The 16,591-nt window shown below is 71.2% G+C and carries 20 protein-coding genes; 9 read left to right on the top strand and 11 right to left on the bottom strand.

What is annotated here, in order from left to right; all coding sequences use genetic code 11:
* Positions 1 to 120: 120 nt before the first annotated feature.
* Positions 121 to 498, top strand: a complete 378-nt coding sequence (locus ACIBEC_RS34695; protein WP_360506611.1) for a nuclear transport factor 2 family protein — start codon at positions 121 to 123, stop codon at positions 496 to 498.
* A gap of 314 nt (positions 499 to 812) precedes the next feature.
* Here ACIBEC_RS34695 and ACIBEC_RS34690 read toward each other — a convergent pair whose 3' ends face one another.
* On the bottom strand, positions 813 to 1,334 hold the full coding sequence (locus tag ACIBEC_RS34690; protein WP_396289723.1) for a helix-turn-helix domain-containing protein: 522 nt from the start codon (positions 1,332 to 1,334) through the stop codon (positions 813 to 815).
* 48 nt (positions 1,335 to 1,382) lie between these two features.
* Here ACIBEC_RS34690 and ACIBEC_RS34685 point away from each other — a divergent pair, with 48 nt between their 5' ends.
* Positions 1,383 to 1,712, top strand: a complete 330-nt coding sequence (locus tag ACIBEC_RS34685; RefSeq protein ID WP_360506613.1) for a hypothetical protein — start codon at positions 1,383 to 1,385, stop codon at positions 1,710 to 1,712.
* Positions 1,713 to 1,794: 82 nt separating this feature from the next.
* On the opposite strand, the gene ACIBEC_RS34680 is transcribed toward ACIBEC_RS34685, so the two are convergent.
* On the bottom strand, positions 1,795 to 2,163 hold the full coding sequence (locus tag ACIBEC_RS34680; protein WP_360506616.1) for a hypothetical protein: 369 nt from the start codon (positions 2,161 to 2,163) through the stop codon (positions 1,795 to 1,797).
* Between the two features lie 97 nt (positions 2,164 to 2,260).
* On the opposite strand from ACIBEC_RS34680, the gene ACIBEC_RS34675 reads away from it, so the two are divergent.
* The 3 genes from ACIBEC_RS34675 (at position 2,261) to ACIBEC_RS34665 (ending at position 6,294) form a co-directional block, all read left to right on the top strand.
* Positions 2,261 to 2,830: a transposase gene (locus tag ACIBEC_RS34675; protein ID WP_360506755.1), complete on the top strand. Its 570-nt coding sequence runs from the start codon at positions 2,261 to 2,263 to the stop codon at positions 2,828 to 2,830.
* A gap of 10 nt (positions 2,831 to 2,840) precedes the next feature.
* Positions 2,841 to 4,043: an alpha/beta hydrolase family protein gene (locus ACIBEC_RS34670; RefSeq protein ID WP_396289720.1), complete on the top strand. Its 1,203-nt coding sequence runs from the start codon at positions 2,841 to 2,843 to the stop codon at positions 4,041 to 4,043.
* Positions 4,044 to 4,635: 592 nt separating this feature from the next.
* Entirely contained in the window at positions 4,636 to 6,294 is a 1,659-nt protein-coding gene (locus ACIBEC_RS34665) for an immunity 49 family protein (RefSeq protein WP_360506622.1), read from the top strand.
* Positions 6,295 to 6,405: 111 nt separating this feature from the next.
* On the opposite strand, the gene ACIBEC_RS34660 is transcribed toward ACIBEC_RS34665, so the two are convergent.
* The 3 genes from ACIBEC_RS34660 to ACIBEC_RS34650 all read right to left on the bottom strand — a co-directional run bounded on the left by ACIBEC_RS34660 (position 6,406) and on the right by ACIBEC_RS34650 (position 8,762).
* On the bottom strand, positions 6,406 to 7,080 hold the full coding sequence (locus tag ACIBEC_RS34660; RefSeq protein ID WP_396289718.1) for a hypothetical protein: 675 nt from the start codon (positions 7,078 to 7,080) through the stop codon (positions 6,406 to 6,408).
* A 165-nt stretch (positions 7,081 to 7,245) separates the two neighbouring features.
* Positions 7,246 to 7,569, bottom strand: a complete 324-nt coding sequence (locus tag ACIBEC_RS34655) for a hypothetical protein (protein WP_360506628.1) — start codon at positions 7,567 to 7,569, stop codon at positions 7,246 to 7,248.
* Between the two features lie 257 nt (positions 7,570 to 7,826).
* On the bottom strand, positions 7,827 to 8,762 hold the full coding sequence (locus tag ACIBEC_RS34650) for a LysR family transcriptional regulator (protein WP_360506631.1): 936 nt from the start codon (positions 8,760 to 8,762) through the stop codon (positions 7,827 to 7,829).
* Between the two features lie 138 nt (positions 8,763 to 8,900).
* Between ACIBEC_RS34650 and ACIBEC_RS34645 the strand changes: the two genes are divergently transcribed.
* Both ACIBEC_RS34645 and ACIBEC_RS34640 read left to right on the top strand, forming a co-directional pair.
* Positions 8,901 to 10,145, top strand: coding sequence for an MFS transporter (locus ACIBEC_RS34645; RefSeq protein ID WP_360506634.1), 1,245 nt, complete (start codon positions 8,901 to 8,903; stop codon positions 10,143 to 10,145).
* 146 nt (positions 10,146 to 10,291) lie between these two features.
* Entirely contained in the window at positions 10,292 to 10,900 is a 609-nt protein-coding gene (locus ACIBEC_RS34640; RefSeq protein WP_360506637.1) for a cysteine hydrolase, read from the top strand.
* Between the two features lie 228 nt (positions 10,901 to 11,128).
* Here the strand turns inward: ACIBEC_RS34640 and ACIBEC_RS34635 are convergent, their stop codons facing one another.
* The 4 genes from ACIBEC_RS34635 to ACIBEC_RS34620 all read right to left on the bottom strand — a co-directional run bounded on the left by ACIBEC_RS34635 (position 11,129) and on the right by ACIBEC_RS34620 (position 14,182).
* Positions 11,129 to 11,563 carry a hypothetical protein gene (locus ACIBEC_RS34635; RefSeq protein ID WP_360506640.1) on the bottom strand — a complete coding sequence of 145 codons (435 nt, stop codon included), beginning with the start codon at positions 11,561 to 11,563 and terminating at the stop codon, positions 11,129 to 11,131.
* 230 nt (positions 11,564 to 11,793) lie between these two features.
* Positions 11,794 to 12,492, bottom strand: a complete 699-nt coding sequence (locus tag ACIBEC_RS34630) for a VC0807 family protein (RefSeq protein WP_360506643.1) — start codon at positions 12,490 to 12,492, stop codon at positions 11,794 to 11,796.
* The gene (locus tag ACIBEC_RS34625) at positions 12,489 to 12,764 is read right to left on the bottom strand and encodes a hypothetical protein (RefSeq protein ID WP_360506646.1); all 276 of its coding nucleotides are present in this window, start codon (positions 12,762 to 12,764) and stop codon (positions 12,489 to 12,491) included. Before ACIBEC_RS34625 ends, ACIBEC_RS34630 begins: the two co-directional genes overlap by 4 nt.
* 197 nt (positions 12,765 to 12,961) lie before the next feature.
* A complete protein-coding gene (locus ACIBEC_RS34620) occupies positions 12,962 to 14,182 on the bottom strand; it encodes an alpha/beta fold hydrolase (RefSeq protein WP_360506649.1) in 1,221 nt (406 codons plus the stop codon).
* A 101-nt stretch (positions 14,183 to 14,283) separates the two neighbouring features.
* Between ACIBEC_RS34620 and ACIBEC_RS34615 the strand changes: the two genes are divergently transcribed.
* Entirely contained in the window at positions 14,284 to 14,931 is a 648-nt protein-coding gene (locus tag ACIBEC_RS34615) for a TetR/AcrR family transcriptional regulator C-terminal ligand-binding domain-containing protein (protein ID WP_360506651.1), read from the top strand.
* Positions 14,932 to 15,095: 164 nt separating this feature from the next.
* Here the strand turns inward: ACIBEC_RS34615 and ACIBEC_RS34610 are convergent, their stop codons facing one another.
* Together ACIBEC_RS34610 and ACIBEC_RS34605 are read right to left on the bottom strand one after the other, a co-directional pair.
* Entirely contained in the window at positions 15,096 to 15,467 is a 372-nt protein-coding gene (locus ACIBEC_RS34610) for a hypothetical protein (protein WP_360506653.1), read from the bottom strand.
* 130 nt (positions 15,468 to 15,597) lie between these two features.
* Positions 15,598 to 15,894 (bottom strand): muconolactone Delta-isomerase family protein, encoded by a 297-nt coding sequence (locus ACIBEC_RS34605; RefSeq protein WP_360506656.1) that lies wholly within the window; start codon positions 15,892 to 15,894, stop codon positions 15,598 to 15,600.
* A gap of 194 nt (positions 15,895 to 16,088) precedes the next feature.
* Here ACIBEC_RS34605 and ACIBEC_RS34600 point away from each other — a divergent pair, with 194 nt between their 5' ends.
* Positions 16,089 to 16,493, top strand: a complete 405-nt coding sequence (locus tag ACIBEC_RS34600; RefSeq protein WP_360506659.1) for a hypothetical protein — start codon at positions 16,089 to 16,091, stop codon at positions 16,491 to 16,493.
* Positions 16,494 to 16,591: the final 98 nt, after the last annotated feature.

The following is a 16,591-nucleotide window of genomic DNA, read 5'->3' as shown; positions in this document are numbered from 1 at the left end:
GTTGGCGTGCAGTGCGGCGATCTCGTGCGTCAGATCGAGCCCCTCGTACACGGCCTCAGCAAGGTCGCGGCACTCGCCCGTGGGGTCGAGCGCACGCGAAACGGCTGGTATTACTGGGGCATGCAGGAAGAGACCGCACGCTCCGCGATCGACACGTTCATCTCCGCGTTCAATGCCACGGAGGACAGCTATGTGACTGCCCTGCTCTCCCAGGCCCTGACTTCAGACGTGGTCTTCTGGGGACCGTTGGGCCGCAGCGAAGGAATCGCGGCGGTCGAGCGGTTCGTGCTGGACATCCGGCGCCACCCGGCGGGGCCCGGCACGATGGTGCGCTGCTCAGCGGTGGACATGCCTGACGAATGGGCCCGGTACCAGTGGGTCTTCACCACGCCTGATGGAGGCCCCCGCCTGGCGGGAACGGACGTCGTCCATCTGCGACGGAGCCTCATCGACCAGTTCATCGTCTTCGCGGGGGAGATCGGGCCGTCCGCCTCCTGAGTCATCCTGCTGTCGCTGTCCTACTCCTGAACTTGCCCTGCGGTGTTGAGGGGGCGTCGGCCCCAGCGGATGCCCGCGGGTCAGCGCGGAGAAGACGAGTTCGACCTGGTTGAGCCAGGAGGCATGTGGCGGGGTCCAGCGGACGTGCCAGCGCGGGTGGGCGGCGAGCCAGGCGTTGGTGTGCTGGGCGGTGTGGGGGGAGCCGTTTCGAGGATCACGTGGATGTCCTTGTCGCGGGGCATGAGCCGGTCGAGCCGGCCAAGGAAGGCGGCGAAGGTCGCGGCGTCGTTGCGCTGGATGGTGTCGGTCAGGGTCTACCCGGTGGAGACGTCGAGCGCGGCGACGATCGAGGCGGTGCCGTGGCGGGTGAGCCAGCCGCGCACCTTGTGCGGTTTCAGGTCCAAGTCAGCCAGAATCCGGCCGACTTGGGAGGAGGAGATCGGCGCGAACGCCGTGTCCGCGACCTGGTCGGCGATCGCCGCGTGGGTCCAGGTCGCGGCGGGGCCGATCGGGATGCCGGTGGCCGCGGCGACCACCGCGACGCGTACCAGGTCGTCGTAGCGGCGCGGCCGCCCCGAGCGTGCGGCGTCTTTCAAGGCCTCCAGCCCACGCTCGGCGAACCGGCCACGCCACTTGCGGACCGTGTTCACGCTCACCGCCAGTCGGCGGGCGATCCCCGCGTTGCCCGCCCCGTCGGCCGCAGCCAGCACGATCCGGGCCCGGAGTACCTGTCTGACCTGCGCCTTCGCTGACGACGCGATCCGCTGCAGCACGCCGCGCGTCTCTTCGTCCACGACCACGGCCGCCGCCGCGTCCCGCCCCGAACCCTCCGCCATGAACAGTGATCATGGCGGAGGGGTGGGCCGGGACGGCAGGACGGCGCCGTGCCGAAGAACCCGCCAGAGTCCATGCAGCACCACCGGCGCCAGCGGCTGAACACCCGCGCCGCCGAGCGCTGGCCGCAGCCGGCCCGGGTCCACGTCCGCTTTCGCGCAGGATTCGCCTACGTGGAAGGTGAGTTGAGGAACGGCGAACGCCTGCCGCTATGTCGCCTCCGCTTCGCCGGAGGCCTGCACACCTGGGGCTTCGCGCTCTACCCCGCCAGCCGAGGCGGCTACGAGGGCAACGTGCTCCCCAGCGGCCTACCCGTCGGCGCCCCCGAAGAATGCCTGAACTGCGCCTGCGGCCTCTACCTCGACAGCCCGGCGGCCTGACCGCTCCACGAACTTGCACGGAGCAGCACTAGATCAACAAGCAGAGGGGCAGGGCGGCTGGGCCGCAGCCGGAGTCGCCGGATCAGGAGACGCGCTTCAGCTGCCAGGCGTTGTCGTTGAAGCTCGGGTTCGACCAGGCGACGCAGCTGCTGCTGTAGTACGAGCCGGTCTGGACCCAGCCCGCGGGCGGGTAGGTGGTGCCGCAGGCCTGGACCACGGTGCCGACGGGAAGTCCGGTGAGCTGCTTTATCTGCTTGATGTTCGGGCTGAAGCTCTGCGTACCGCAACTGCTGCTGTAACCCCAACTCACGTCGACGTAGCCGGTCGGAGTGAGCGTGCTTCCGCACACGGTCGTGACGTCGCCCGGGGCGGCCTGGGCGGGCGCCGCGGTCAGGGCGAACATGGCAGCGGTGCCGGCGATGGCCATACAGGTGGTGCGGAGGCGAATCATGGGTGATGGCTCCTTCGATCGGGGGTGGCCCGTCAGGCCGTGGAGCCATTCCTATGGTCTGATCACCGGTTTCGGATAGCGACTTTCAGGCCTAAAGATCCACCGTGCAGATCTCCTCTTCCGCCGGCACGGCACCGCCTCGATCGTCGCCGCCCTCGACGTGCGGACCGGCGAGGTGCTCACCGATCCCATCGCCCGCAACAACGCGGCCACCTTCACCGTCTTCCTCGACCGACTCAACGCGGTGATCGCCCCTGACAAGGAGATCCACGTGGTGCTCGACAACGGCTCCTCACACACCGCCAAACACGCCAAGGCATGGTTCGCCTCCCATCCGAGCTGGCACGTCCCCTGGACGCCGCCGCACGCCTCCTGGCTCAACCAAGTCGAGCTGTTCCTCTCCGCGCTGACCCGCCGCGTGCTCCGCCACGGAGACTTCGCCAACCGCGACGACCTGATCGACACGATGGACACCTACGTCCTCGGGCACAACAAGGCCGCTCGTCGTAGCTCAGGACGAAGGTGGCGCTCGACGAGGTCGGCGAAGGGAATCCCGCGCCGCACGACATACTCCCGGCGGATTACTCCGGTACCTCGCGGGGGCTACGAACGACACCAGAATGTTTGCATCCACCGGCCGACGCGACAGAGGAGCTACGGAACCTAGCGTCGATCCCATGAAACGCAATCGCCGTATCAGCGCTGTCGCGGTGCTGGCGCTCGCCGCCCTCGTCACCGGAACCGGCGCCGGGTTCGCCGCCACGACCACACCGTCGGCCACACCGGTGGCCACGCACGCGTTCGACACCGCACCGGCCACGGCCACCGCGCCCACGCGGTCCTTCCAAGGCACGCTCCCCGCGCCGACCGGCCCCTACGCCGCCGGCGAGGACGTCATCCACCTCACCGACGCGAGCCGTCCCGACCCGTGGGTGCCGTCATCCGGCCCCCGCCAACTGACCGTCACGATGGTCTACCCGGCCGTCCCCGGGACCGGGACGCCGGCCCCTTACATGACCCTCGCCGAGGCAGCCGGACACATCCAGCGCGCGAAGATACCGGCGAGCTCCGGCATCACCCCGCAGAACCTTGCCGGCGTCACCACTCACGCCTTCGACCGCGCGCGGCCGCAGAGGGGCAAGTATCCGCTGGTGGTCCTCTCACCCGGGTTCGGGGACCCGCGCATGGTGCTCACCGCGCTCGCGACCGACCTGGCCAGTCACGGTTACGTTGTCGCGCTCGTCGGCCACACCCACGAGGACAGCGGCGAGACGCTGGCGAACGGCGAGACGCCGCCGTGCGCGATCTGCGATGACCCGAACCTCGACATGGACACGGTCACCGCCAGCCGCGCGCTGGATGTGTCCTTCGTGATCGAGCAGTTGACGCATGGCAATACCGCGTGGCGCCTGGCACACATCGTCGACAAGCACGAGATCGGCATGGCCGGACACTCCATCGGCGGAGCGTCGGCCGCCGCCACGATGATCGCCGACCCGCGAGTACGGGCCGGGGTGAACATGGACGGCACCTTTTTCCCGGCCCCGTTGCCCGGCCGGATCAACCGGCCGTTCCTCATGCTGGGTGCGGCCGCCTATCACTCGGCCGGCGGTGGCGACAACTGGGGGCAGGCCTGGGCCGCCCTAGGCGGCTACAAGAAGTGGCTGGCGGTCACCGGCGCCAACCACCCCAGCTTCACCGACGTGGACCTGCTCGAGGAGCAGGCCGGGTTCCCGACGCCGCCCCTCGACCCCGAACGTGGAATCGTGATCACGCGTGAGTACGTGACGGCGTTCTTCGACCAGACGCTGAAGGGGATCCGCAGTCCGCTGCTGGACGGCCCCTCGCCGAACAATCCGGAAGTACTCTTCCAGCACTAGTGCAGCGCCGCGTTGATCCTGCGGGGGTTCAAGCGGCTTTGAGTGGGCTAGGTGGCGATGGCCGCGGCCGGTTCGTCGCGGGAGGCGAACTGGCCGCGGCGTAGTAGACGTCGGGTCAGGGTGGAGAAGACCAGCTCGACTTGGGTTGAGCCGGCTGGCGTGTTCGGGGGACGGTGTCCACGTGCCGCCCGGCCGCGCGGGCCGTGGCGGCGTTCGACCTTCCCTCGGCCAGTGCCAGGACCACCGAAGCCCGCTGCACCTGCCCGAACGGCGCGGTGCGCGAGTCTGCCAGGCGTTCAAGCACCTCACGCTCGGCCTGGGTCAGTTCGATCGTGAACGCTGCAACTGTGCAGGCTCAAGGACACCGGCCACCCCGAGATGTGGGGCTTCGCTCTGTTCACCTACAGCAATGAACGCTACGAGGACAACATCCTGCCCACGGGCCTGTCCTTCGGGAGCCCCGAAGACGCCCTCGACTGCGCCGTCGGCCTCTACCCGGCGACCCCGCCAGCTGACCGGCAACCCCCGAAGGATCAACGCGGCGCTGCACTAGGCTGGCCGGGGTCAAGTCGATGATCAAGGGGGCAGGACTGTGCGGATCGAACGTCACCAGGTGGACGGGGCGCGGGTGACGAAGGCCCGCGAGGACTTCGTGAACCGGATCGGGAGGCAGGTCCACTCCTACTCCCGCGCCGGCCTGATGACCACCACCGAGTGGCAGCTGATCGCCGACTCCTTCCTCGACTACCTCGGCGCCCTCTCCACCACTCGGCCCGACCTCGACACCCCCGAGGCCGAGGCCGTCCTCAAGGACGCCACCGAGGCCGCCGCCGGCGCCGTCTCCTTCGCCGCCTACTACCCGCACGACGGCTTCCACGTCTTCCTCGACTACCCCAACTTCGGAATGCGCTACGACCGCGAGGACGGGCAGGACCGCGACCCCCGCCACCGGGTCACCGCCCGGGAGTGGCTCGACGCCTTCTGCCTCGCGATCGTCTCCGACAAGGTCTCCGCCCACGGCGAGGCCTTCTGCTGGGCCCGGCAGTTGATGCCCGACGAGCCGGTCACGCCCACCCTGGAGCTGGTCGACGGCTTCTCGGCCCACTTCTTCGAGGAGGTCGACTTCCCCACCCCTGCCGAGCCGCAGCCCGGCCTGCGCGCTCTGCGCGCCCTCGCCGACGGGGACCGCGAGGCCTTCGACGCCGCTCTGCTCGCCCTCCTCCAGGACGGCCCGCACGGCACCGGACCGGCCGGCCTCCTGCCGCTGGTCCCGATCGCCCTCGCCGCCCTCGCGTACCGCACCTACGGCTGGACGCCGGCGGTCGACACCGACTACCTCCCCCACGCCCTGGTCACCGGCTTCGAGACCCCAGGCCCGCGCGTCCACGGCCTCGGCCGCGACCCACGTCCCGACGCCGTCGCCCACCTCGCCGGCGGACCCGTCGACCTCGACCGGCCGAGCCCGGCCCGCCCCCTCAGCCCGGACAGCGAGGCCCGGTTCGAGCGACGCACCCTGGAGGCCGTCACGCCCAAGGACGGCGAGCCGCTGGACGCGTGGGAGCTCACGCGCGCCCTGCGCTACCAGAGCTACCTTCTCGCGGCGCGCGCCTCGCAGTCCTGCGACGCCACCGACGCCCAGCTCGACAACCTGCGGCTCGCCTCCCGGCTGGGGGCCGCCGTGTTCCGGGTCGCCCTCGCCGAGCCGGGTACCGAGGCCGAGGTGACGATCGACGGCCGGAGCCTGCGCTTCCCCGCCTGCCGGGACACGGATTTCGGCCCGGCCTTCTGGGAGACGGCCCTCTCCTACGCCCTGATCACCGGCGACTCGGAGGACCTCGAGCCGCTCGTCCTGGCCGGCCCCACGATCGCCGCCGAGGACCGCTCGCCGTTCGCCTCCTACCGCGCTGCCCTGCACGACCACCTCCGCGGCGCCGACCCGCGGCCGGCCACCGAGCGGGCCCTGAAGGAGGTGGAACGCACCAGGGACCAGGGCTTCCTCCCACCCCCGGTCGTCCTCTTCTCCCAGCTCGTCGAGGGCGACGAGACCACCTTCAACCTGGCCCTGCTGGACGCCCTGGAAGCCCACCGCGACCACTACTGCGTCGCCGACCGCGCCACCGACACCGACGCCGCACTCAGCCTCGACATCCTCGCCCTCGCCTGCCACGCCCGCCGCAGCCGAGGCTGGACCGTCCACGTCCGCTCGCCCTACCTCCCGCCCCGCCTGCTCGAAGCGGCCGGGCACGCCTGACGCGCAGGCCGGTCCCGGCAAGCGCACCGCCGCCGCCGTCGCCGCTGGCACCGCGAAGGCCCCCCGCGCCACCGCGCAGGTGCCGGCCTGCCCACTCCGCAGGCAGTGGGGCTACCGGGTCTTCGGCTTCTCGTAGTACGTGGCGGTGAGGGTCCAGGCGATGAGGGGGCCGTGTGCCTCCCGCACCTGTTCCAGGGTCAGGCCGTCCGGGTCGGACGACACCTGCCGGCGCAGCGTGTGCCGGTCCTTCCGGGGCAGTACCCACGCGGTCATCAGACGGTCGCCCGGAATGTCCCAGTCCACGGTGACGTGGTCCTGCCCGTCGAGGGTGGAGTGCGGGCCGGGGCTGTCGGGCTCCGGCTTGGGAGCGAGGCAGTCCGCGTACTGCAGCCGGGGCGGCAGGCGCTCGATCAGCTCGGGAATCGCCCGTTCCACGGGCGCCGACGGTGCGAAGTAGGCGACGATCTGCAGGTGCCCCGTCATTGCGGGCCCGACCAGGGAGTGGCCGGGGAGGAGGTCGACCCGTGAGGCCCGCCAGCAGTCGTCGATCGTCTGACTGAAGACGGGCCGCAGCCCGTACGTCCGCGCGATCGCCGCCAGCCGCGCCCGCAGCTGCTCCTCGGCGTCCTCGCAGGCCTGCCGGACAGGCTTGGAGCGGGCGAGCCGCCGCAGCCGCCAGGTGGCGGGCACGCCGGAGCGGAACGTTTGCAGAGCGACGATCGCGATGACGCCGACGCCGCCCAGAAACTGCTTCACCTTCGCCGTCCTGCGGCGCCCCTGGCTCATCCGCCCATGCTCGCCCAACTGTCCGGCCCCGCACCTGAGTACGCGTACTCAGATACGCGACGCCGTCCGTCCGCCGTCAGGGTGCGCCGGCACCGCTGCGCCCGCTTTCGGCCTCCACCCGGCCGGTCCCGTCCGCTCGCTTGGCCGGAGGCCGCACGCCTCGACTCAGGTGAAGGCAAGGGCGAGCACGACGGTCGCCAGCAGGAGGACAACCGTCAACACCGGCGCACCGCTGCGCCCGCCGGGTTCGGAGGTGACGGCGATCCACGAGACGAGGGGGACCGCGAGCGAGAGGACGACCGCCAACCACCCCACGGTGCCCATGGGAACCCCGGCGACCTCGGCCCCCCAGACGGTCGTGGCCATCACCGCCAGCCAGGCCGTCGCGGTCAACACCGCCCACGCCGCGCGGGCGGTCCACCGCTCGACCCGGTCGGCCGCGCGGAAGTTGGTGCGGGTCATCGTCAGGATCCGGGTCAACTTCGCCATCGGAGCATCCTGTCGAACAACACCGCCGGGTACCAGGGCCGGACGCGCATCGCCGGAGGCGGTTCCCGTTGCCCGACTCCCGTTGCCCGACTCCCGTTTCCCGACTCCTGCTTCCCGACTCCCGCTTCCCGGTCCGGCCACCGATCCCCGCCGCCGTCCGCGCGAGCTCACTTCCCGTCGAGGGCCGCCTCCGGCCTCAACGCCTTTGTCAGTGGCCGAAGGTGGTCGGCGAGCAGCCCGGGCGGGTCCACTCGGCGTCAGACCGGCGGAATCACCCAGTCCGGGGTCCAGGTCCCGGCGTCGTGGCCGGCCGCTGTGGCGGCGAGGTGGGTGCGGAGGGTGGTCAGCGCCGGGTGGGGGTTGTCGCGGTGCCACAGGAGCGAGTGCGGGTAGACGGGTGTCGGGTCGGTCACCGGGATGCGGCGCAGGCCGTGGCCGGCGGGCCAGACGAGGCGGGTGTGCTCGCTCATGAAGGTGGCCAGGGCCGGGGTGTCGGCGATGGTGTCGAGGAGCGCGTCGGAGCCGAAGTTGGGGCCGGTCGCCTCGATGGTGAGGCCGAACGCGGCGACGAGGTCGTCGTAGTAGGCGGCCCACTCGCTGCCGGGGAGGATGCCGGGCATCCAGATCCGGTGTCCGGCGAGCTGGGCGAGTGTCACGGACTGGGCGGCGGCCAGCGCGTGGGCGGGGCCGGTGAGGAGCTGGAGCGGTTCGTCGAGCACCCGGACGGACTCGATGTCCTCGGGAAGGGGCCGGCCGGGCGCGGCGACGGCGCGGAAGGACGCGTCGATCGCACCGGACCGGATGGAGGAGACAGCCGTCTCGATGTCGAGCAGCATCAGCACGTCGAGGTCGATCTCGGGGTGCGCGTGGTGGAAGCCGCGCATCAGGCCCGAGGCCGCGCCGCGGGAGTTGATCACGTCGACGCGCAGTGGGCGGCGGCCGGCGCGCACGGACGCGACCGCGCGCTCGGCGGCGCGCAGCAGCTCGCGCGCGTGGGGCAGGAACGCCTGCCCGTCGATGGTGAGCTCGGCGCCGCGCGGCGTGCGGGTGAACAGCCGCACGCCGAGCTCGCGCTCCAGCGCCGCGATGCGCTTGGAGACGGCCTGCTGGGTGATCGACAGGTCGGCGGCGGCTTTCTGGAACTGGCCGGCTTCCGCGATGGCGGCGAAGGTGCGTACGGCTTCGAGGTCCATGCCGACCCACCTTAGTGAACAACGGATGGTTGTGGAGGGACGCCAGGGCAGTTGTTTGACCTGTGCTTGTGTGGCTCGCTTAGCTCTCACCGGTCAACGTCGGTTTGTTCGAGTGGGTCGTCGAGGGGTGCGCTGGGCATGATGGGCAGGAGAGCGTTGGGCCGGCAGTTCGGCTGGCTGTGGGCGGCGTACGCGGTGAGCGCGTACGGGTCCGGGCTGGGGTTCGGGGCACTGCCACTGGTTGCCGTGCTGGGGTTGCATGCCGGCCCCGCCGAGGTGTCCGCGCTGTCCGCGGTGGGGCCTGCGGTGGGCGCGCTGATCGCGGTGCCGCTCGCGCCGTGGGTGGAGTTCCGGCGCAAGCGCCCGGTCATGATCGCGATGGACCTGACCCGGTTCGCGGCCATGGCGACGATCCCGGTCGCCTACGCCTTCGACCGGCTCGGTTTCGTCCAGCTGCTCGTGGTGTCGGCCGTGGTCGCCGCAGCCAAGATCGCGTTCAACGCGGCCAGTGGCGCCTACCTCAAGGCCCTGGTCCGGCCGGAGGACCTGCTCGTGGCCAACGCGCGGTTCGAGTCCACGAACTGGAGTTCCATCGCGGTCGGGCCACCGCTGGGCGGGGCGGCGATCGGCCTGTTCGGGCCGGTCACCACCGTGGTGGCCGACGCGCTCAGCTACCTGCTCTCGGCGCTGGGCATCACCGCGATCCGCGGCCGGGAGGAAGCGCCGCAGGCAAGCGGCAAGAGCCCGGTCCGGGCGGGCGCACTGCTCGACGGCTGGCGGCACATCATGGGCGATCCCGGTCTGCGGGCGCTCTACCTGAACAACATGCTCGTCTCCGGCCTGATCATGGCCACCGAGCCGTTGCTCGCGGTGCTCCTCCTGGGCCGGCTCGGCTTCCCGCCCTGGCAGTACGCCCTCGCCTTCGCCGCCCCCTGCCTCGGCGGACTCGTCGGCTCCCGGCTGGCGCAGCGGGTCGTGGGCCGCTACGGACGGCACCGGGTCTTCCGGGTCGTCGGGACCCTGCGCGCCGTCTGGCTGATCGGCCTGGTCTTCGTCCGTCCCGGCGTCGTCGGCCTCGTCACCGTGATGGCCGTCGAGCTGGCGATCATCATCAACATGAGCCTGTACACCCCGGTGCTCGCCACCTACCGGCTCGAACGCACGCCCGGACACCTCGTCGCCCGCACCCTGACGGCCTGGTCGATCGGCCAGCAGGCGTCCATCGCCGTCTGCACCGCGCTCGGCGGGCTGCTCGCCGACGTCACCGGCCCACGCACCGCCCTCGCGGCCGCGGGACTGCTCATCCTGGCCACCCCGCTCCTGCTACCCCGCCGCGACCAGACGCCGCAGCACGAGCCGGAAGCGTCCCTCAGCCGCACATGACACACCGCGACAACCCGACACCCAGGCCCGCGGCCGCGTCAGGCCACATCCGGTACGCCAGGCCGCAGCTGGACCGCCAGTGCGCGTCCGGGCGGACCGGGCCGACCGCGCCGACCGGGCACACCACCAGCCAGGAGGACACCCGCATGAGCACCGCCCCCGCCGCGCCCGCACTCGACCCCGCGCACACCGCTCTCCTCGTCCTGGACTGCCAGCCCGCGGTCCTGGCCGCCCTCCCCGAAGACCGGGACCGCGAGGCCCTGCTCGGCCGCCTGGCAGGGGCCATCGCCGACGTCCGGGCGATGGGCGGCATCATCGCCTACGTACGCGTCGGCTTCACCGAGGCCGACTGGGACGCGATCCCGGCCGTCAACAAGTCCTTCGGCCCGCTGGCCCGGCACCGTGCCCTGCACCACGAGGACCCCGCCACCGCCGTCCACCAGCGCCTGGCTCCCCAGGGCGGCGACATCAGCGTGCGCAAGACCCGCTACGGCGGCATGTCCACCACCGACCTCGACCGGCAGCTGCGCGAACGCGGCATCACCACTCTGGTCGTCTCCGGCATCAGCACCAGCGGCGCCGTCCTGTCCACCGTCATCGACGCGGCCGACCGTGACTACCAGCTCTACGTCCTGTCCGACGGCGTCGCCGACCCGGACCCCGAGGCGCACCACGCCCTGCTCCGTCACGTCCTCCCCGCACGGGCCCGCCTCATCGACACCGCCGAACTGCCCACCCTGCGCCGGGCCGACTGACCCGAACCACGCACCGGGCCCACCCACGGCCGCCGCACTCGCACCCGGTGCGGCGGCAGCGGCGCCGACCCGGCAACAGCCCGGAGCTCTCACCCGCTGCCACGCGCGCCGCCCGGGTCACGGCACGCCCGGCCGGTACGTCCGGCACGGCACTGCCGGTAAGGATCGCCGGCGCCGCTTCCGCGCCCGGCCCCGGGCGTCTGCCGGGGTTGCCCGTCGCAGGGCGTGCTACCGGTCAGCCGTCTCCAGCACCTGCGTGACCAGGGAGACGTCGGCCTCGGGTATCACGATCACGTGCTGCTCGTCGTTTGCCGCCAGGTCGAAGCGGGCCATCTTCGGGTGCGGGGTCTTCTGCTCTGACGGCGACAGACGGAACGGACCCCGGAGGACGACGTTCTCGCGGGTGCGCTGGTTGCGCCAGGTCACCGTGCCGGCCGCGAGGTGGAGGTGGCCGGACGACGCGTGCGGGATGGTGCGTCCCTTGCCGACCGACAGCATCTTGACCGTGCCCAGCGTCGGGCTCGAGCAGAACACCTGCAAGGTGGTGCCCGCTCGAAGGTCGGCCAGGTCCTTCTCCGTGCTCAGCCGCCGGATGCCGAACATCGAAAGCAGGGTGTCGGAGAGCGTTCTGGTTCCCGCGGAGCGGCGGATGTCGGTCGTCATGGCGCAGATCATCCCAGGAGCAGCCGGAAGGCTCGTGACCAGGGGGTCTCCGGGGAGAGCGGCGCACCTGGGTGTACGGCAACCGCGGGTGGAACCGCCGACCTGTCCACCGGCCAGGACGTGCGGCGCCCGGCCGACGCGGACCCTGCCCGGCGGCTCGGTGCCCGGCGCCCCGGCGAGGCCACGCGGTTGGTTCCTCCGCCTGGTCTTCGTGGCCCCGCGTCGGTTGCTCAGGTGCCCGGCGAGCGCGTGGTCGTGCCGGCGGTCAGCCGCCAGAGCCCGGCCACTTCGTAGTAGATGCCGTTCACCACCTGCAACAGCACCAGGGTGACCGGCCAGAGCAGCGCGCCGAGGCCGGGCACCAGGTCCACCGGCAGGGTGTAGGCCATCACGACCCGTGCGGCGGCGTCGAGCAGCATCGCCACGCCCCAGATCGCGGTCGAGACCCGCCAGATCCGCCGGAAGGCCGGCTCGCGGTCCCACAGCACGTCCCAGGAGGTGCCGTCGGAGCGGAACCGCCCCTCCAGCAGGGGTCGGCCGCCGTGGAAGAGCAGCGGGCGCCTGGCCCTGATCGAGATCAGGAACCAGAGCCCGGCGACGCCGGTCAGCCAACCGTCCTTGGCCAGCAGGAACCGGGGGCTGCCGCTGACCAGTGCGGCTGCGACGCCCAGCACCATGGTCCCGGCGATGAATCCCGCCATGCCCTCCAGGCTGCGGGTGCGCAGCCACTGCACCGCTGTGGTGAGCGCCGGCAGGAAGGCGCCCGCCAGCAGCGCGACGAAGACGCTGACGCCGGCGGCGCGCAGGCCGTAGTACACCGCGATCGGGACCGCGATATCCCACACGAGACCGAGCAGCAGGCGTCGCCCGCTCGGCCGCGGCGGCGGCGCCTCGGGGGTCGTCACCGCCGGCACATCGGGCGTGGTCATGGCGTCCTTCGGGTCGCGAGAAGGGCCGGGGTGGTGATCTCACGGACGCGGTCGTCCACGCTCAGGTGGGGCGGCTGCGTCATCCGCACGATGGCGGCGTCGATCGCGGACTTCAGGGTGAGTGCCGTCAGGGTGGTGTCGAACTCCCGGAATTCCTCGAAGGCAGTCCGTCCGTACCCGCTCTCGGCCAGGACCCGGACGGTGGCCGCGATGGTCTGGCCGCGCCGCCCGGTCGAGCTGGGCGATCGCCGCCCGCCTCGTGTTACCTGCACGGGTGACTTCTTCCTTGGCGGGACAACGGCCAAACCCGAGGCCTTTTCCGGCTGTTCACGGGCCCTGCGCCGGCCCCGCACCGCGACGGTCCCGCCGCCCGCGCCCGCCTCTCCTGCTCACCGACGGTACGCGGTGGCGTCGCGGGCAGGGTCTCGTCGCGGGCAGGGCTCCGTCGCGGTGTCGGGTCGTCAGCTCTTCAGGCGGTCGCCTTGAGGGTGTCGTCGAGCCAGTCGTAGATGCGGGCCTGGGTCAGGCGTATGGCGCCGGGGTGGCAGTGGGCGCCGGCGCCTTCCTCGGCGGTGAAGACCATCAGGGTCTTGGGGCAGGTGAGGTGGTCGTAGAGCTGTTCGGGCTGGCCCTTGAAATACATGTCGTCTTCGGCATCGCAGACGAGGGTGGGGCACTGGATCCGTTCGGCGATGCCGCCGGCAAGGGTGTAGTCGAGGTAGGAGGCGTTGAAGGCCCGGGGGGTGTCGACACCCATGACGTACATGCCGTGGTTGAACGCCCAGCAGGCGATCGGGTCCTTGGTCATGATCTGCTCGAGGGCGGCGTCGAGTTCGGGAGCGGACTGTGCACGCAGGAGCCGCTCGGCCTCCTCGCGGGTGCCGGGGATGTTGCGGACGGAGGTCTGGCCGAGGTCGTAGAGGCCGTCGACGGCTATCAGCGCGGCCAGGCGGTGCTCGAACGCCGCGGCCCTGGGGGCGAGGACGCCGCCCATGCTGAGGCCGAGGAGCGCGATACGGCTGTTGTCGACGTCCGGGAGGGTCTCGGCGAAATCCACGACGGGGGTGATGACGTTCTCCCAGTCGGGGCGGAAGACCAGACCCTCGTGGTGGCGCGGCCCGGGCATGCCGGGGCCGTCGAAGACCAGCACGGTGTAGCCGCGCTCGACACCGGCCATCGCCCCGAAGAAGTGCATCTCCTCGGCGGTGCCGTCGAAGCCGTTGTGCATGATCAGCGTCGGCCGCGGTGTCCCGGAGTCGTCGACCCGGTACAGGTAACCCGGCAGGGTGGTGTCCTCGTACGGGATGGCGACCGGCTCGATGACCGGGGTGAACAGCGGCGCCGCCGCCCGGAAGCAGGCCACGCTGCGGTCGTAGGCGTGGTCGTGGCGGGGGTCGCAGGGGTGGCCGTGCAGGAAGAACTCGGCCGACCGGTAGTAGTTCGACGCCCGCAGGAACCCGTCCCGGGCACTCACCCGGTGACCGGCCGCCAGTGCCTTCTCGGCCTCCCCGGACACCCGGTCGGCGGTGGCCAGCCACTCGGTGTACCAGCTGGTGTAGTCGCCCTCGGTGATCCGCTCACCGGTCGAGACGACCTCGCCGAAGTCCGCGCCGCCGTAGGCGATGTGGCTCATCGACCGCAGGGTCTCGTACCAGAACTGGATGTTGTTCGGGAACAGCAGCTGCTTCATCGCGCACTCTCCTTCACCATTAAGCACAGATGTGTGCTTGCGAGTGAGACTGTAGACCCTTCGGGTCCTCGGAAGCAAATATTTGTGCTTACGATGGGGGCATGACCCAGAAAGAAGCGTCCGCCCGAGTCCGCAGGAGCCCCGAACAGGTCCGCGCGGCCGTCCACCAGGCGGTCGTCGACCTGCTCTCCGACCCGGAGGGCGAGGAGATCAACATCCCCGCGATCGCGCAACGCGCCGGCGTCAACCACACCAGCGTCTACCGGCGCTGGGGCAGCCTCGACGCACTCCTGGCCGACATGGTCACCACCCGCCTCGAACGCGACTCACCGCTGAACGACACCGGCACCCTGCGCGGCGACCTCCTCGCCTGGGCCGAAGCCAGCGTCGCGAGCATGCGCACACCCGAAGGCCGCGCCCTCGTGCGCGCCGTCGTCCTGTCCATGCCGAACAGCGCCCACGCCAAGGCCGAGCGTGCGCAGCACTTCCAGCGCCGGATGCACTCCATCGAGCAGATCCGCCGACGGGCCACGGCCCGAGGCGAGAACCCACCGACCCTGGAACAGATCCTCGACCAGCTCATCGCGCCGTTCTACATCCGGGTGATCTTCGGTATCGACCCGCCGGCCGGCGGCTACCCCGAGCTCCTCGTCGACCGACTGCTCGGCAACGGAAGTGCGCCCTGCTCAGGCAGTGCGTCCACGGCGAACCAGGACCGTATCGGGTGGCGAGGCCCCGCCGTTCCTTGATCTTGTCGATGCAGCGTTCCACAGTGTTGCGGTCGCGGTGGAGGTCCGCGTCGTGGGAGAGGGGCGGCCGCCCTTGCTGCCCTTCTTCCTGCGGTTCGCGGCCCGGTCGGTCTTCTCCGGGATCACGGCCGTGATCCGACGTCGGCGCAGGTGGGTCGCGGACCTCAGTCGATGCGGGAGACCTGGTAGTGGCTGATGTACCAGTCGTCGTGCGCGCGCTGTACCAGCACGCTGAGATTGACGCCCAGTGTCGGCCGGTCGGTGAACGAGAAGTCGACACTCAGGTAACCGAGCACGAGGTCGTCGGCGAGCTGCCTGGTTTCGAGAATGCGATATGCGGCCGTCATTCCGAGGGGCTGGGAATCGTAGTAGTCGGCGACGCCCTGCCGGCCGACGCTGTACGGGTGCAGTCCCTGGAAGATCGCGTCCTGGGTGAAGCGGGAGGCGACCAGCTGCGGTTCGTGCGCGTCGACGGCCGCTTTCCACTGGTCGAGGACGCCGCGCAGGATCGCTTCGGCTTCTGTCGTGCTGTTCATCGGGATTCTCCTCGGGTGCGATCGGGGATCAGAGCTGCCAGGGCCCGCAGATGTGCACGCTCGAGGCTCCCGAACGTCTGGGTGACGACACCGCCCGGCTGCCCACCACCGATCCGCGCAACCGGGACCGCTACTCCTGGAGCCCGGGGTCATTCGGGTGCGGGGACAGCGCAGTTACCGTGTCGTGCCGCCACACTCGCAGTGGCATCGACGCAAGCACCTGCTCCAAGTGCTCCGCGTCGTCCGCGCTGAACAGGCCCCAGGTGCGCCATTCGCCGGGGGCGAGCGGCGGACGCCACAGCCGCAGCAGGCTTCCCTGAGCGGCCAGTTCCCGCGCCCGGGCCGCCTCTCTGGCTCGGATCTCCGCCACGGCCTCCTCGGAAGTGCCCTCCGGCACACTGGTCACCATGTCGACCAGGAACTCCATGGGTGGCTCTCCTTATGACGTCGTGCCCGACACCGGACGACACTAACGTCGGCCCGGCGTGGCGGTGATCATGTGCGGGCGCGGCGCGCCGAGAGGCACCGGACGTCCGGCCGGCCGCGAGGCCCCCTCGGCTCGGACGCCGTCTAGAATCTGGCCCCACGGCCGAAGAGGGGCGCGACCACGGGGGGGGCGGCGTGACGGAGTCCGCAGGTTTCGGGTGTGCGGCGTGCTGTGCCGAGGACGCCTCGGTGGCGCGGGCGCACCACCAGAGTTACACCGGGGTCCGGGTCGAGAAGATGATCCAGGACGACTCGCACTTCATCGTCTCCGTCCAGCGCTGTGGCCTCTGCGCGCAGGCATTCGTGAGCGTCTTCACCGAGTACGTCGACTGGGTCGCCTCGCGGGACGCGCAGTACCGGACCGTGCTGCCGATCACGGACGCCGAGGCAGGCGATCTGACGGCGGGGCGGTTGAGCCCGCACCGGGTCGGGGCCCTCGGGCGCGGTCGCCGCCACCTGCAGAGCGACTGGCCGAGCGAGGCCGACGAGCCGTCCGTGTACTGGGACAGCGGCGTGTTCGAGGTGCGGGAGGGGTACTGACCCGGCCGGCTCCGCGCGCCGCCCCCGCCCCCACCGAGGACGGAGCGGCGGTCCGGCCGTCGGACTATCGTGTCGGTCCAGGCGGCGGTCGTCTCGCG

It is taken from the genome of Kitasatospora sp. NPDC051164, from assembly GCF_044455625.1.
Classification (GTDB): Bacteria; Actinomycetota; Actinomycetes; order Streptomycetales; family Streptomycetaceae; genus Kitasatospora.
This window is presented reverse-complemented; position numbering and strand designations above follow the sequence as displayed.

Coding starts and splice junctions, on each gene's coding strand:
- ACIBEC_RS34695 (WP_360506611.1), top strand. CDS start 121: ATGCAGGAAGAGACCGCACGCTCCGCGATCGACACGTTCATCTCCGCG.
- ACIBEC_RS34605 (WP_360506656.1), bottom strand. CDS start 15,894: ATGGAGTTCCTGGTCGACATGGTGACCAGTGTGCCGGAGGGCACTTCC.
- ACIBEC_RS34610 (WP_360506653.1), bottom strand. CDS start 15,467: ATGAACAGCACGACAGAAGCCGAAGCGATCCTGCGCGGCGTCCTCGAC.
- ACIBEC_RS34655 (WP_360506628.1), bottom strand. CDS start 7,569: ATGGCGAAGTTGACCCGGATCCTGACGATGACCCGCACCAACTTCCGC.
- ACIBEC_RS34615 (WP_360506651.1), top strand. CDS start 14,284: ATGACCCAGAAAGAAGCGTCCGCCCGAGTCCGCAGGAGCCCCGAACAG.
- ACIBEC_RS34640 (WP_360506637.1), top strand. CDS start 10,292: ATGAGCACCGCCCCCGCCGCGCCCGCACTCGACCCCGCGCACACCGCT.
- ACIBEC_RS34650 (WP_360506631.1), bottom strand. CDS start 8,762: ATGGACCTCGAAGCCGTACGCACCTTCGCCGCCATCGCGGAAGCCGGC.
- ACIBEC_RS34670 (WP_396289720.1), top strand. CDS start 2,841: ATGAAACGCAATCGCCGTATCAGCGCTGTCGCGGTGCTGGCGCTCGCC.
- ACIBEC_RS34630 (WP_360506643.1), bottom strand. CDS start 12,492: ATGACCACGCCCGATGTGCCGGCGGTGACGACCCCCGAGGCGCCGCCG.
- ACIBEC_RS34620 (WP_360506649.1), bottom strand. CDS start 14,182: ATGAAGCAGCTGCTGTTCCCGAACAACATCCAGTTCTGGTACGAGACC.
- ACIBEC_RS34680 (WP_360506616.1), bottom strand. CDS start 2,163: ATGATTCGCCTCCGCACCACCTGTATGGCCATCGCCGGCACCGCTGCC.
- ACIBEC_RS34660 (WP_396289718.1), bottom strand. CDS start 7,080: ATGAGCCAGGGGCGCCGCAGGACGGCGAAGGTGAAGCAGTTTCTGGGC.
- ACIBEC_RS34635 (WP_360506640.1), bottom strand. CDS start 11,563: ATGACGACCGACATCCGCCGCTCCGCGGGAACCAGAACGCTCTCCGAC.
- ACIBEC_RS34690 (WP_396289723.1), bottom strand. CDS start 1,334: ATGGCGGAGGGTTCGGGGCGGGACGCGGCGGCGGCCGTGGTCGTGGAC.
- ACIBEC_RS34645 (WP_360506634.1), top strand. CDS start 8,901: ATGATGGGCAGGAGAGCGTTGGGCCGGCAGTTCGGCTGGCTGTGGGCG.